Source organism: Herpetosiphon giganteus (assembly GCF_016907925.1).
Taxonomy (GTDB): domain Bacteria; phylum Chloroflexota; class Chloroflexia; order Chloroflexales; family Herpetosiphonaceae; genus Herpetosiphon; species Herpetosiphon giganteus.
The window spans coordinates 17525-30429 of record NZ_JAFBCZ010000047.1; the positions used below are offsets into that span (position 1 = coordinate 17525).

At 51.1% G+C, this 12905-nt stretch carries 12 protein-coding genes and 1 CRISPR repeat array; of the genes, 9 read left to right on the forward strand and 3 right to left on the reverse strand.

All coding sequences use genetic code 11. The features are described 5' to 3' along the window. The 5 genes from JOD20_RS25045 (at position 1) to JOD20_RS25065 (ending at position 4933) form a co-directional block, all read left to right on the forward strand. On the forward strand, positions 1 to 1314 hold the full coding sequence (locus JOD20_RS25045) for a peptidase MA family metallohydrolase (RefSeq protein ID WP_204757904.1): 1314 nt from the start codon (positions 1 to 3) through the stop codon (positions 1312 to 1314). A gap of 141 nt (positions 1315 to 1455) precedes the next feature. Then, on the forward strand, positions 1456 to 1998 hold the full coding sequence (locus tag JOD20_RS25050) for a carboxymuconolactone decarboxylase family protein (protein WP_204757905.1): 543 nt from the start codon (positions 1456 to 1458) through the stop codon (positions 1996 to 1998). A gap of 29 nt (positions 1999 to 2027) precedes the next feature. Then, on the forward strand, positions 2028 to 2933 hold the full coding sequence (locus tag JOD20_RS25055; protein WP_204757906.1) for an NAD(P)-dependent oxidoreductase: 906 nt from the start codon (positions 2028 to 2030) through the stop codon (positions 2931 to 2933). Between the two features lie 45 nt (positions 2934 to 2978). Next, positions 2979 to 4445, forward strand: coding sequence for a sensor histidine kinase (locus tag JOD20_RS25060; protein WP_204757907.1), 1467 nt, complete (start codon positions 2979 to 2981; stop codon positions 4443 to 4445). 128 nt (positions 4446 to 4573) lie between these two features. Beyond that, positions 4574 to 4933, forward strand: a complete 360-nt coding sequence (locus JOD20_RS25065) for a response regulator (protein ID WP_164689646.1) — start codon at positions 4574 to 4576, stop codon at positions 4931 to 4933. Here JOD20_RS25065 and JOD20_RS25070 read toward each other — a convergent pair. Continuing rightward, positions 4930 to 5424, reverse strand: coding sequence for a lysozyme family protein (locus JOD20_RS25070; protein WP_204757908.1), 495 nt, complete (start codon positions 5422 to 5424; stop codon positions 4930 to 4932). The two genes, JOD20_RS25065 and JOD20_RS25070, sit on opposite strands and share 4 nt — an antisense overlap. 639 nt (positions 5425 to 6063) lie before the next feature. Then, on the reverse strand, positions 6064 to 7146 hold the full coding sequence (gene serC / locus JOD20_RS25075) for a 3-phosphoserine/phosphohydroxythreonine transaminase (RefSeq protein ID WP_204757909.1): 1083 nt from the start codon (positions 7144 to 7146) through the stop codon (positions 6064 to 6066). Between the two features lie 259 nt (positions 7147 to 7405). Between serC and JOD20_RS25080 the strand changes: the two genes are divergently transcribed. Further along, positions 7406 to 8272: a 4-hydroxybenzoate octaprenyltransferase gene (locus tag JOD20_RS25080; protein WP_204757910.1), complete on the forward strand. Its 867-nt coding sequence runs from the start codon at positions 7406 to 7408 to the stop codon at positions 8270 to 8272. Positions 8273 to 8542: 270 nt separating this feature from the next. Continuing rightward, positions 8543 to 9847 carry a peptidoglycan recognition protein family protein gene (locus JOD20_RS25085; protein WP_204757911.1) on the forward strand — a complete coding sequence of 435 codons (1305 nt, stop codon included), beginning with the start codon at positions 8543 to 8545 and terminating at the stop codon, positions 9845 to 9847. 105 nt (positions 9848 to 9952) lie between these two features. Here the strand turns inward: JOD20_RS25085 and JOD20_RS25090 are convergent, their stop codons facing one another. Further along, the gene (locus JOD20_RS25090; protein ID WP_204757912.1) at positions 9953 to 11065 is read right to left on the reverse strand and encodes a CapA family protein; all 1113 of its coding nucleotides are present in this window, start codon (positions 11063 to 11065) and stop codon (positions 9953 to 9955) included. Between the two features lie 140 nt (positions 11066 to 11205). On the opposite strand from JOD20_RS25090, the gene JOD20_RS25095 reads away from it, so the two are divergent. Continuing rightward, a complete protein-coding gene (locus JOD20_RS25095) occupies positions 11206 to 11847 on the forward strand; it encodes a hypothetical protein (RefSeq protein ID WP_204757913.1) in 642 nt (213 codons plus the stop codon). 81 nt (positions 11848 to 11928) lie between these two features. Further along, a complete protein-coding gene (locus JOD20_RS25100; RefSeq protein WP_204757914.1) occupies positions 11929 to 12231 on the forward strand; it encodes a hypothetical protein in 303 nt (100 codons plus the stop codon). 252 nt (positions 12232 to 12483) lie between these two features. After that, a CRISPR array of direct repeats spans positions 12484 to 12821; the repeat unit is 37 nt; unit sequence ATTCGAATAACCCAAATCCTCGTGAGGAGAGTGTTGC. Positions 12822 to 12905: the final 84 nt, after the last annotated feature.

Consider the following 12905-nt stretch of genomic DNA (forward strand, 5'->3'; position numbering starts at 1 on the left):
ATGCGACGAGTAGTGTTGTGGATGTTGGGATGCTTGGTGGTGCTAGGCTTCCAAGCGACGGCTCAGGCAGCTGAGCCAGCCAAAATTTCGCGCAATGAGGCCACCAGCAGCTTTGGCCAAGATGTGGTTTTTGAGCTTGAGGCCGAATCAAGCTCGCCAATTCGCGAAGTAGCATTTTTATATGCCTTGGGCGTGCAGCCAGGCGATGTGCCAGCCTATACCGAGGCCGAGGCCAAATGGCAACCAGGCACGTCGATCAAGGCCAGCTTTACCCGCGATACCAGCGTCGAATTTTTGCCCGTTGGCGTGACTGTGCGCTACAAATGGCAATTGATCGCCGAAGATGGCACGATTACCGAAACTCCCGAGCAATCGGTGCTCTACCAAGATACACGCTTCAATTGGCAAGAAAAAAGTGAGCGCGGCATTACCGTGCGCTGGTATGATGGTGATGCCCAATGGGGCCAAGATTTGCTCGATAGCGCACTTGGTGGCCTCGATCGGCTTGAGCAACGGATTGGTGGCTCGGTCGACGATCCCATGACGATTTCGGTTTATAGCAATACTCGCGATATGCGCGGAGCCTTGCCACCCAACTCAGCCGATTGGATTGGCGGCCAAGCGCGCCCAGACCTTGGCTTGATTATCGGCTCGATCGAAGCTGGCGATCAGGCCGAATTAGGCCGTTTAGTGCCACATGAATTGAGCCACTTGGTTTTACACCAAGCCACCGACAACAACTACGGCGGCATGCCAGTCTGGTTCGATGAAGGGTTGGCGGTGGCCAACCAAGATTCGCCCGATGCTGGCTTTAAGCAAATGGTCGAACGTGCCGCCAAAAATAGCGAATTGATTCCGTTGCGCGCTTTGGCTTCGAACTTTCCATCCGACCCCGAAAAAGCGTTGCTCTCGTATGCCCAAAGCGAAAGCGTGGTGCGCTACATCGAGTCGACCTACGGCATCGAGTCAATCACCAAGCTCGTCGCGCAATTTAAAAGCGGCGTAACCGATGATGTGGCGGTGCAAACGGTTTTGAATCGTAGCCTTGATACCTTGGATAGCGAATGGCGCGCAACCTTGCCAGCAGCCCAAGGCTCAGGCCCAGCCCAAAGCTTGCCCGATGATACGGCTCCTGCCGACCGATTTAGCGAGCAGCCACGTTCTTCGGCTCCAAGCAACCCAAGCCAACCAACCGCGCAAGCAGCCAACCAAGCAGTGCCGTTGTGGATTTGGCTGGCAGGCATTGGCGGCTTAGTGCTGATCGTAGCCGGCACGATTTGGATTATTCGCAGCAGCCGCCAACCTCGCTACTAAACCAGAGGATTTGGCTTAGCGCAATACGCAACCCGCCCAGGGTTCTCCACCATTGGGCGGGTTTGCTTATGGCATTTCTCAGTTTTGTTGATTGTGGTAGCATGCAACCCGTCGAATTTGGCTTAGTGGAGGTTTTGTGTCATGCCCCGATTAAAACCACTCGCGCCCAACGAAGTCGATCCCGCATCGCTCAAGGTATTTGAGGGCTTTTATGCCAAACGTGGCAATGTGCCAAATATGTTTCGCACCTTTGCCCGCCGCCCAGAGATGATGATCGCCGCCAGCAATTTGATGAGTGCTGTGCTGAGCACTGGCACGCTTGATTTGCGCCTAAAAGAGATGGTTGTGGTGCGCACATCGCAATTAAACGAATGTGCCTATTGTTTAACCTCGCACTCAACGATTTTGCGCAACCTTGGGCTTTCGCAAGAAAATATCGATGCGCTGCAAGCGCCCGATGATTCACGCTGGACTGAGCGTGAACGAGTGGCGTTGCGCTACGCCGAACAAGTGACCGTCAACGCCAAAGGCATCAGCGATGAACTGTGGGCTAGCCTGCGCGAACATTTCGATGAAGGCGAAATTGTCGAATTAACCGCCACCACTAGTCTGTTTTCGATGTTTAATCGTTTCAACGATGCGCTCGATATGGCTATTACTGAGCCAGGTTGGCCTGAAGCCTAAATTTTGGATGTGCTAACAAGGAAATAATCATGCAAAAACCACGGATTGGCTTGATCGGGTTGGGTGCTATGGGCGCACCGATGGCGGCAAATTTGCTGCAAGCTGGCTATCAATTAACCGTTGGCGTGCACCAACGCCGCGAAGCCGCCGAGCAATTGGCGCAGCAAGGCGCAACGATTGCCGAAAATTACCAAGCCTTAGGCGCAAACAGCGATATTGTGATTACCATGGTACCTGATGCGCCGCAAGTCGAGACAGCATTGCTTGGCACGAATGGTGCTGCATTGGGCATGGCTGCGGGCAGCATTTGTATTGATATGAGCACAATTGCGCCAACCGCCAGCCGCGCAATTGCCGCTAAACTTGCCGAACGCCAAATAGCCATGCTCGATGCTCCAGTTAGCGGTGGCCCAGCCCGTGCTAAAACTGGCGAGTTGGCAATTATGGTCGGTGGCGAAGCAAGCACATTTGAACGCTGTCAAGCGGTTTTGGATGTGCTCGGCGGCGCAGTCAGCTACATTGGGGCAAGCGGATCTGGCTCTGTCGTCAAGCTATGCAATAATCTCGCCATCAGTATTATTGCGATGGCCAATATCGAAGCTTTGGCCTTTGGCGTGGCCAATGGCGTGGAAGCTGATACGATTCGCAATGTTTTATTGAATGCTACGGCCTCGAATTACTTGCTTGAGCGTTGGCTGCCCGAAACCATCTTCAGCGGCGATTACAACAAAGGCTTTGCAGCTGAATTATTGGCCAAAGATCTTAATGCCGTTATGGATACTGCCCGTGCGAGTGGCGTGCCTTTGTGGGCTGGTGGCTTAGCCCAACAAATGTGGGTGGCCCAAAAAGCGCTTGACCCACGCTCAGATTACACCGCCCTCGCCCAACGCTACGAAGCCATTATTGGTCGCCCAATTAAACCAACCTCGGATTAAGCTCACGCTGTTGTGTAACCATGCGCTATGTGGAAGGAACGCCGAATGAATATAACCAGTCGCGAATGGGCTATGATTGAAGACTTTTCGCGCCGTATTACAACCGAAGCGCCACAATCGTTGGTTGCATTGGCCGAGTCCCTCAGCGCTGCTTTTCAGGTTGAGGTAACAATTTGGAGCCGCACCGCTGCTGGTGAATATCACTGCGTTACTCCAGCAGGCGGCCAGCCAGCAGGCCAAATGATGAGTGCTGAGCAGGCCTTGAACGGCGAACAAGCAACCTTGATTTTTGTCTATGAAGCCTTTTACGCGGTCAAGTTCAATCCTGCTCACAAGTTTAGCCCAGCCCAAGTGATGATTATTCAGGCCTTGCTTGAGGGCTGGATTGGGCGTTTACGCACCAGCTATGTCGAGCCGCATGAACATGATAATTTTGGCGATCTGCATCAATCATTGTTACAAAGCATTATCGATGTTTTGCCTGAAGGTGTGGTGGTTGGTTTGGCTCCCGATGGGCGTTTGATTTTGGCCAATCGCCAGGCTGAGCAATTGTGGCAACACCCGCTGCACGCTGTGCCTGTGGCTGGCTATAATCATTTTGGTTTACATAAACCTGATGGTACACGCCTGTCTGCTGGCGATTCGGGGATTGCGCGGGTGCTCAAAACTGGCGAGCCATTTTTGAAGCACGAATTGATTTTGCGTCGCCCTGATGGCAGCGAAATTCCAATTTTGGCCAATACCTCGCCAATTCACGATAATCGTGGTAATTTGATTGGTGCTGTTGCCGTCTTTCAAGATATTACTGGCTGGAAATTGCAAGAAAGTGATCGCGATAATGCCATTGCTACTATCGTCCACGATTTGAAAAATCCGTTGACGACCATCCGTGGTAGTGCCGATTTGCTGTTGCGCCGCGCTAAAACCGAAAATCGCAGCGAGCGCGAACTCAATCGCTTGCAATCGATTATTGCCCAATCCGATCGCATGCGCGATTATCTTTCGTTGCTGGTTGATGTTGCCCGCATCAACGCTGGCGAAACGTTGATTACGCCTTCGTTACTGGACTTTGGCGATTTGGTGGACCAATTAGTCACTACCATCAATGGCGGTTTGGCGAATCCGCGGATTGCGATGGAACTGCATGCAGCGCCAAAACTGCGCGTCGACCCAATTTGGATGGAGCGCGTGATCTGGAATTTGCTCGATAATGCCCTGAAATATAGCGCCGATGAGACAGTCGTGGTTGTGAAACTCGCACTTGAGGCCCAAACGGTGGTGCTCAGCATTCGCGATTCTGGCTTGGGGATCGACCCGCAAGACCTAGAACGAATTTTTGAGCGCTTTACGAGAGGCCGCCATACCCAACGCGTTGGTGGCACAGGTCTTGGTCTCTATACAGTTCGCGCAGTAGTTCGTGCTCATGGTGGTAGTATTAAGGTTGAATCGGATGGTTTGGGTCGTGGGAGTTGCTTTACCGTGAGCCTACCACTTGAATCTATCGAGCCATGAGGCCTATTGGTCTAACTCTTGCTAGCTAGTCTGGTTTACTATTAATTTCAATAATTCCGAGGAGCAAACGCTGATGATCATCGATCATCGGCGTTGGAATGTCCCACGGCGATAAAAGGAGTCTTTGTGTGGTTGCTGGAAAACAGATATTGATCGTTGATGATGAAGATTCAATCGCAGACATGATCGCCGATGCCCTGCGAGACGAAGGTTACACGGTCGAGGTGGCCTATGATGGCCGCCGTGGTCTCGAAGCCGCTCAACGAATTCAGCCAGCGCTGGTGCTGACCGATGTGATGATGCCGTTTATGGATGGCATCAAAATGGCTGAATTAGTCCAACGCGAATTCGGGGCAACCTCACCATCATTTGTGTTTATGAGCGCCGTTGATTGCCGTGACCAGACCCAACTGTATGGGCAATTTTTGTTTAAGCCGTTTACCTTAGATATTTTGTTCGATACCGTTGAAACCTTGATGAATAACTAGAGACACACGCCCCACCATTGTTGATTGCCATCGTGCCAGGCTTTGGCGGTGGCAAAAATTTGCGCCCGTGGATCAGTAATTGGCTGATCGCGATATGGGTTCCACGCTCCAGCCCAGGTGCTTGGCTGATATTGAAATAAACCAATCAGCTCACCTGGGCCTTGAATGGTGGGATTTCCGCTCGATTCGCAGATCATCACATTCCACATAAGCTCGCTACTTTCGCTATACGGATGGGTTTGGCGCGCTTCTTCAATCCAAGCGCGATATTGGCTTTGCCAATCGTCGGCAGCAATACTTGGCGTTGCCCCAACGGCTTGGGTTGCGCTGGCCGCTCCACTGACCACGCTTGCAGTCGGCGTGCTGGCAAATGGGGTTGCGCTGGGGTTGCTCAGAATCAGCCCCAATGTTGGTTGGGTTGTCGCAACTTGGTCGGGCTGGCCACATGCCACCAACCCCAAGAGCAATATATAGACCACAAATGAACGCATATACCGACCTCAATTAACCGATTTTTTAGAAATATGGGCCACTATAGCAAAAAAGATACCAACGAGCAATAGTAAGTATGAGGGATGAAGGATGAAGGATGAAAGGATCAGGCTATAGGCTCTTGGCTATCGGAATATTTTTAAGATTTCAAGCAAAGGCAAAAAAGAGGGATCAGGGGCTAGGATTCAGGGGACAGTTTTAGCGCAGAGGCACAGAGTTGCGAAATTATGAAGGATGAAGGATGAAGGATGAGGGATGAATCCGATAGCCGATAGCCGATAGCCAAAAGTCCATAGCCTAATCATCATAATCTGTGTCAATCTGTGGCGAAATAAAGGATGAGGGATGAAAATTAATCATTCGTGCTCTTCGTGTCCTACGTGGATCAGCATTTAACGCAAAGGCACAGAGGAATGAAATTATGAAGGATGAAGGATGAGGGATGAATCCGATAGCCGATAGCCAAAAGTCTATAGCCTCATAATCATAATAATCTGTGCCAATCTGTGGCTAAAAACGTCCTTCGCGCTCTTCGTGCGCTTCGCGGTTAAATTCCTATGCTCTATGTTCTTTGCTCTCTGTTCTTTGCAAGCCCTCGGTGCTGGCCTCACCAAGCCATAACCGAGGGCTTAGATTATTTAGCCGTGTTTGGCGGCAAAGTGAGCCATGAAGCTTGCCAAGGTTTCGACTCCTTCAATGCTCATTGCATTGTAGATCGAGGCGCGCACGCCGCCGACCGAGCGGTGACCAGGCAAACCAAGCATGCCTTGGGCTTTGGCTTCGGCCAAGAATTGCTTCTCAAGCTCTTGGTTGGGCAGATTGAAGGTAACATTCATTTGCGAACGGCTATCGGCAGCTGCATGGCCACGATAGAAACCGCCAGAATTGTCGATTGCGTTGTAGACGATGTTGGCTTTGCGGGTGTTGTATTCGGCCATACCTGCCAATCCACCTTGCTCTTGAATCCAGCCTAAAACCAGGTTGAGCATATATACACCAAAGGTTGGTGGAGTGTTGTAAAGTGAATTGTTTTTGGCGTGGGTGCTGTAGCGCAACATGGTGGGAACATTCTTCGCGCCATTATCCAGCCAATCTTCGCGAATCAAAACCACGGTGACACCCGAAGGGCCGAGGTTTTTCTGCGCTCCTGCATAAACCAAACCAAATTTGCTGGCATCAAAAGGCCGCGAGAAAATGTCGCTGCTCATATCGGCCACAATCGGCACGCCGTTGGTTTCGGGGATGGTTTGCCATTGCGTGCCATAAATCGTGTTGTTGGTGGTCAAGTGGACATACACAGGGTTTTCGCTAAATTGCAGCTCTGCTTGGGTCGGAATCCGATTGTGCTTATCGGCGGCGGTGTCGGCGACAATATGCACCTTGCCGATTTTTTGGGCTTCGTCGCGGGCTTTTTCGGCCCACACGCCAGTTACAATATAATCGGCAACCGCATCAGCATCCAAGAAATTGAGCGGAATCATGGCAAATTGGGTGCTGGCTCCCCCTTGCAGCAACAATACCCGATAGCCACTTTCAATCCCAAGCAAAGCCTTGAACCGCGCTTCGACCTCGTTATTGACCGCTTCGAATTCTTTTGAGCGATGGCTCGTTTCCATCACCGAAATCCCAGTGCCCGCGAAATCGCGCAGCTCTTCTTGGGCTTGGCTCAAAACAGTGGGTGGCAAAATCGCAGGACCGGCATTGAAGTTATAGACCGTCATGGGTACACTCCTCGGCGCAAACAAAAAAAGCCCCTGTCCAAACGTATTCAACGTCGAACACGAGGCGGTCGTCTAGCTTAGGCAGCATTGCCAGCAGTTTGTGATACAAGGCACATTGTAGGGAATGCTGGCATAAAAGTCAAAGTTTAATTAACTGCTACGCTAGCCCATATGTCGAGCGCAAAGTAGGATTACCAGCGCCATGCGACTGCTATATAATGCAAGCAGATTCTTGTTTATCATCGATAGGAAACGCAGCATGACAAGTTTACGCCACACTTTGCAGCAAACCGCGATCAACATTAAGGTTGAACACACGGTTTTTGCCTTACCTTTCGCCTATTTGGGGCTGTTTTTGGCCAACAAGCAATTTCCTGGTTGGCAACCGCTGATTTTGGTCACCGTGGCGATGGTGGCAGCGCGTACCGCCGCAATGTCGTTCAATCGCTACCTTGACCGCCATTTTGATGCCCGAAACCCGCGCACTAGCATCCGCCCAATTCCTGCGGGCACGCTTTCGGCCAAATCGGTCTTGATTGTTGGCTTGGTTTCGTTAGCCATTTTAGTGGTTGCTGCTGGCTTGCTCAATCCGTTGTGTTTGTTGCTCTCGCCGATTGCCGTGATTGCGTTAAGTGGCTATTCGTATATGAAGCGCTTTACGTGGTTGTGCCACTTTGGCCTAGGCTTCACCGATGCAATTGCGCCCGCTGGTGGTTGGTTGGCGGTTGATCCGCATTTTCGGCCTGCGATGATCTTACTTGCAGCGGCAGTTGGCATTTGGATTGCTGGCTTTGATTTGATTTATGCTTGCCAAGATGTTGATTTTGATCGCAAGGAAGGCTTGCACTCGTTGCCAGCCCGCTTCAGCATTGCCACCTCGCTGTTGGTGGCCAAAGTTTGCCATGTGGCCATGATTAGCTTGCTCTTGGCAGTTGGGGTTTTGTTAAGCCTCAGTTGGCCGTTTTATGTTGGGGTTGCTGCTGCCGCAGGTTTATTGGTCTACGAACACAGCTTAATCAACCCACGCGATCTTTCCAAAATTGATATTGCCTTTTTTAATGTCAATAGCTACATTGCAGGTGTGTTGTTCCTCTTCACCCTAACAAGTTTGTATGTTGGCAATTAATCGAGTGTTTCGACACTTGATCATTTATCGGTAATCGGTTCACCACCCTTCCGTCCCGCCTCAAGGCGGGAAACGCAGGGGGCTTTAATCCCCCTGCACCCCCTAAATTTGGATGTAAGGATTGCAAGCATTTGATGGATTGAACATGGTATGCTGGCGAGAATGTATAGATCCAAGGGTAACTAAGTGGATAATTATTGCTAGCCAACGAGCTAGCTCGAATTATATAATTGGGCTGTTCTCGGTGTTTTGTGCGAAGGAGACCAAGCGATGACTGATGCTAACCAACCGCTGCACGACGAGCCGCTACCGCCGTTTGATTTGCCTGATCCCAAAGATGCAATGCCGCATGAAGATACGCTTAGCGAGGAAGGCACGCGCGGAGTTGTGCCTGTTGAACAGTTTTTGTATATCGGTCAGGGTCTAAAAGCCGAAGAATTTAGCCATTATGTTGATAGCTATGATTTTGGCGCAATTCCGCCCAACTTTGTTGTGTTGCACCATACTGCCGTGCCAAGCACCGCCGCCGCGCCCTATCCATCGGGCTGGCGCTGGGATAGCCAAGAAACTGGCTTGAGCGAAGGCCAAATCTATCGCAAACGGCTTAAACAACTTGAAACCTTGCGCGAATATTATCGCACTGGCGCTGGCTGGGATCGTGGCCCGCACCTGTTTATTGATGAAACCTGGATTTGGCTCTTCACGCCGATGTATGACCAAGGGATTCACGCGGCCCAAGGCAATGGCTATCGCGATAGCAAAGGCACGTTGCAATATTCAATTGGCATCGAAGTGTGTGGCTATTTTGAAAATACGCAATGGTCGGCTCCGGTTGCAGCCTTGGTTGGCCATGCGGTGGCGGTGCTCAAACGCAAATTGAACAGCTTTGAGATTCGTCATCAAAAATTTGGCGGTGGCATTTCATCACATCGCGATTACAACAAACCCTCGTGCCCAGGCGCTGCAATCAGCGAGGCCTACTACATCAGCACAATTCAAAATGCAGTTGATCGTTTGAATAATGTGCAAAGCGTGCCGCTGGTTGATAGCCCAATTACTGCCAACACGCCGTTGTTGAGCGCTACGCCTTCGGGCAGCCGCGAAAAAGCAATTGGTTTTATTCGTAAAAGTTTGGCCCAAAACTCAGAATACAAGAACGATGTTGAAACAATTATGGGCTATTACTGGGTCTATGCGCCCAGCGTTGGGCTTGATCCGTTTCTGGCAGCGGCGCAATGCATTTTTGAAACCGCTGGCTTGACCTCGGGCTGGGCTGCGCGGCCAAAGCGCAATCCAGCAGGTTTGGGCGTGCGTCAAGAGGGTGGGCTTTCGTTCAGCACGTGGGATGGCGCGGTGCAGGCGCATATTGGCCAATTATTGGCCTTGGCGTTGCGTGATGATGAAGCCAACGAAACCCAAAAAAATATGATGGCCCGCAACCCACGCCATGGCAAAATTCCCGCAAATCTGCGCGGTGTTGCCAAAACTTTGGCTGGTTTAAGCAATACGTGGACTGATGATCCTGAGTATGCCAATAAGTTTGTCACCCGCGCCGAAGCAATCCGCAAGGGCTAGCAACGAGGGGTCAGAGGTCAGGGGCGAGGGACTAGTAGTCAGGAGGTAGGCAATTAACATTCGCGCTTGCCTGATCCCTGACCCCTAGCCCCTGACCCCTACTCGCTACTGACTCAACTGCTCAATGGTTTCGATGATATATGCGCCGTCGCTGGCTGGATCGAGCGCTTGTGGATAGCCATCAACCAAGCGCACTGGAGTCCAGCGCGAGCCGATTACGCCGCTTTTATCGAGGGTTAAATGCAGAATTGCGCTATCGAGGCTAGGCGTACCATCGAAGCCATCGAAGACAAAATTGCCTAAGCTCCAAGCAATAAATTGGCCGTTTGGCCGCGCTTCATAGCCTTGCAGCACATGCGGATGCGCGCCAAGCACCAATGTTGCGCCTGCCTCTAAGGCTGCATAGGCGTTGCTGCGCTGAATCTCGTTTGGCTGATTCACTCCCTCATAGCCACTGTGCAGCAAAATAATCACATGGTCAACGCTTGGCCGAATTGCTGCAACATCGGCGGCAATTCCTGCTGGCTCAGCCCATGCCAGGCCTGCTTGATCTGCGGTTGCTGTCCATGATTCGGTCACAAAGCCGCCATTTTCAACTGGCACATCGACATAGGCTAAAAACGCTAAGCGCAGGCCATTTTTTTCAAGAATCACTGGGCGATAGGCTTGTTCTGCATTCATGCCAGCCCCAACATTGGCAATATTTGCTTGATTTAATAAGCCGATGGTTTCGCTCAACGCTGATTCGCCCCAATCCAAACTATGATTATTGGCCAATGAAACTAAATCGAAGCCGGCATGGCTGAGGCTATCGATGCTTTCTGGCGGCGCTAAGAAGCGATAGGCCTTGGGCGCAGGCTCGCCAGTATCGGCAACAGCGGTTTCAAGGTTGCCAATCGTCAAATCGGCGTTAACTAAATCGGCGTAGACTCCAGCAAACACTGGTTCGGGGCCATCGCTCAGAATGCGCTCACCAATTGAACGGGCCAGCATAATATCGCCAACAACCGCCAATTCGAGCTTTGGCTCTGGGGTGGGGCTTGGCTCCTTGGTTGCCGTGGGAATCGTGGTGTTGGTTGGTGGGGGTGGATTGGTGGGCGCAGCCGTTGCAGTCTCCATCGCGGTGGGGGCAAGTGCTTGTTGGCTTGGCTCGCTGGGCGTGCTGCTGCCACATGCCGCTAAAATTCCAAGCAAAATCCAAAAACTCAAACGCCGCATGCACAATATCCTTCCTTGTTAGGGTTGTTCACGTGGCGATAGAGTAGCATAGGATGCGGGATTGAGCGTTGCATTAATCGTAAGCAACCTTTGCAGTTATGGCTGCGTATCGCCAGCAAGCTCGAAAGTAAGGAGGAGTTATGCGCGTACGCAAATTAACGCTTGGAATGCTGCTTGGATGTTCGCTGGTGGCCTGTGGCGGGAATCAGGCTCAATCGCCGATGAATGCTCCGATGCCGACGGCTACAGTTGCCCCAAACGAGCAGCCAGTTGCGGTGACGGTAACCTACCTTGATGCTGCTGAGTTAGAGGATGCGTTTAGTTTTGGAGCGGCCAACGACCCAATTGCCAAGGGTGAAATGCTGATGATGGCCAGCACGAATCTTTCGTTTGCTTTTGAAGTTGTCGATTTTGTGCGGGGTGCGCAAGCCTTGACAACCATTGCAACGCTTGACCCAGCTTATACTGGGCCGCCTGCTGGCTATGAAGTAGGTTTAGTTCGGGCAAAGATAACTCATGGCAGAGCCAATCCTGAGCCGGTAGTGCTTGATGGAGCCCAAATCTCGCTTTTGGTTTTTTCGAATGCTGAATATCGCCCAGTGAAAGATCTGCAAGGCTTGCCCTGCTGTTTCGAGCCACGCTTTGATACTCCGGTTGCCAATGGTGATGTGCTGGAAGTTTATTTTCCAATCTTGGTTGCGCTTGACGATCCAAACCCGCTTTTGGTGATCAATCGTGAGCAAGCTGATCATGCTGATGCTGAGCATTTTGCCCTGCAATAAATGTTGAGGGTGCGGAGCTATTAGGAACGATTGTTGCTACAGCAGCCCTATGAATCCTGATTTGCTGCATAGGAGCATTGAATGTTAGGCAAAATGCATGTGTTTACCGAGACAAGTGTCCGTTCGCTGCCGATTACTGAGCAGAGTTTAGCAAGTGCTTCCAGTCGGCCCAGCACAGCGGCGATCAATCTATCGTTGGAAGAGCTGCTTAAATCGTTGATTGCGCTCAATATGGCTGAGCTTCAGGCAAGCTTACGCCAAGAATTTGCGGCGGGCTATACGGTTGTTTCGATTCACCATAATCATGCGATGAGCGTACTTGAAGGCCATGTAGCAATGTCGTTGATTACAACCATGACCGTTGCTGATCATACGCCAGAATGATGGTATAATGCAATCAAACCTTCTCCTCTCTCTTCTCTCCCACAAGCGGCTCCATTATGCGAGCCGTTTGTGGTTTTAGCGCTATGTAGGGGCATAAATGTGTTTATGAGCCGCACGATCGCATTAGAATGGGCTAAAACGCGTTTTTAGGCTGGTTTTTATGAGCCAAAAACACCTGAAAATTAGCATTTTGCGGCGGACCGCGCAAAGCGCGCGTTTTAGGGCCTTGCAAAGCCATGAAAACTGGGGTATATTCGAATAACCCAAATCCTCGTGAGGAGAGTGTTGCTCCTCTGGCTTCGCAAAGCCGTCTTGGGCACTCCCTGTCGATTCGAATAACCCAAATCCTCGTGAGGAGAGTGTTGCGGGATAGCGCGTGCCTGACTCGACCGTGCGCTCATGTTATTCGAATAACCCAAATCCTCGTGAGGAGAGTGTTGCCAATGAAGAAACTGCGCGCATTGCGATTGCCCAAACCCATTCGAATAACCCAAATCCTCGTGAGGAGAGTGTTGCCCGTTATACCATAGCTGGTGTAGCGGCGGGTCTTTGCATTCGAATAACCCAAATCCTCGTGAGGAGAGTGTTGCAGAATTCACCCTACCTCTGCTCTTCACCAATTACGAACCTTTTTTTTAATACCACCCTCCATCCATCGCATCCCTTTCACACCA

What these genes read in the sequence shown, in the direction of transcription:
- JOD20_RS25070 (WP_204757908.1), bottom strand. Translation starts at nt 5,424, where the DNA reads ATGCGTTCATTTGTGGTCTATATATTGCTCTTGGGGTTGGTGGCATGT.
- JOD20_RS25090 (WP_204757912.1), bottom strand. Translation starts at nt 11,065, where the DNA reads ATGCGGCGTTTGAGTTTTTGGATTTTGCTTGGAATTTTAGCGGCATGT.
- JOD20_RS25080 (WP_204757910.1), top strand. Translation starts at nt 7,406, where the DNA reads ATGACAAGTTTACGCCACACTTTGCAGCAAACCGCGATCAACATTAAG.
- serC (WP_204757909.1), bottom strand. Translation starts at nt 7,146, where the DNA reads ATGACGGTCTATAACTTCAATGCCGGTCCTGCGATTTTGCCACCCACT.
- JOD20_RS25055 (WP_204757906.1), top strand. Translation starts at nt 2,028, where the DNA reads ATGCAAAAACCACGGATTGGCTTGATCGGGTTGGGTGCTATGGGCGCA.
- JOD20_RS25060 (WP_204757907.1), top strand. Translation starts at nt 2,979, where the DNA reads ATGAATATAACCAGTCGCGAATGGGCTATGATTGAAGACTTTTCGCGC.
- JOD20_RS25100 (WP_204757914.1), top strand. Translation starts at nt 11,929, where the DNA reads ATGTTAGGCAAAATGCATGTGTTTACCGAGACAAGTGTCCGTTCGCTG.
- JOD20_RS25095 (WP_204757913.1), top strand. Translation starts at nt 11,206, where the DNA reads ATGCGCGTACGCAAATTAACGCTTGGAATGCTGCTTGGATGTTCGCTG.
- JOD20_RS25085 (WP_204757911.1), top strand. Translation starts at nt 8,543, where the DNA reads ATGACTGATGCTAACCAACCGCTGCACGACGAGCCGCTACCGCCGTTT.
- JOD20_RS25045 (WP_204757904.1), top strand. Translation starts at nt 1, where the DNA reads ATGCGACGAGTAGTGTTGTGGATGTTGGGATGCTTGGTGGTGCTAGGC.
- JOD20_RS25050 (WP_204757905.1), top strand. Translation starts at nt 1,456, where the DNA reads ATGCCCCGATTAAAACCACTCGCGCCCAACGAAGTCGATCCCGCATCG.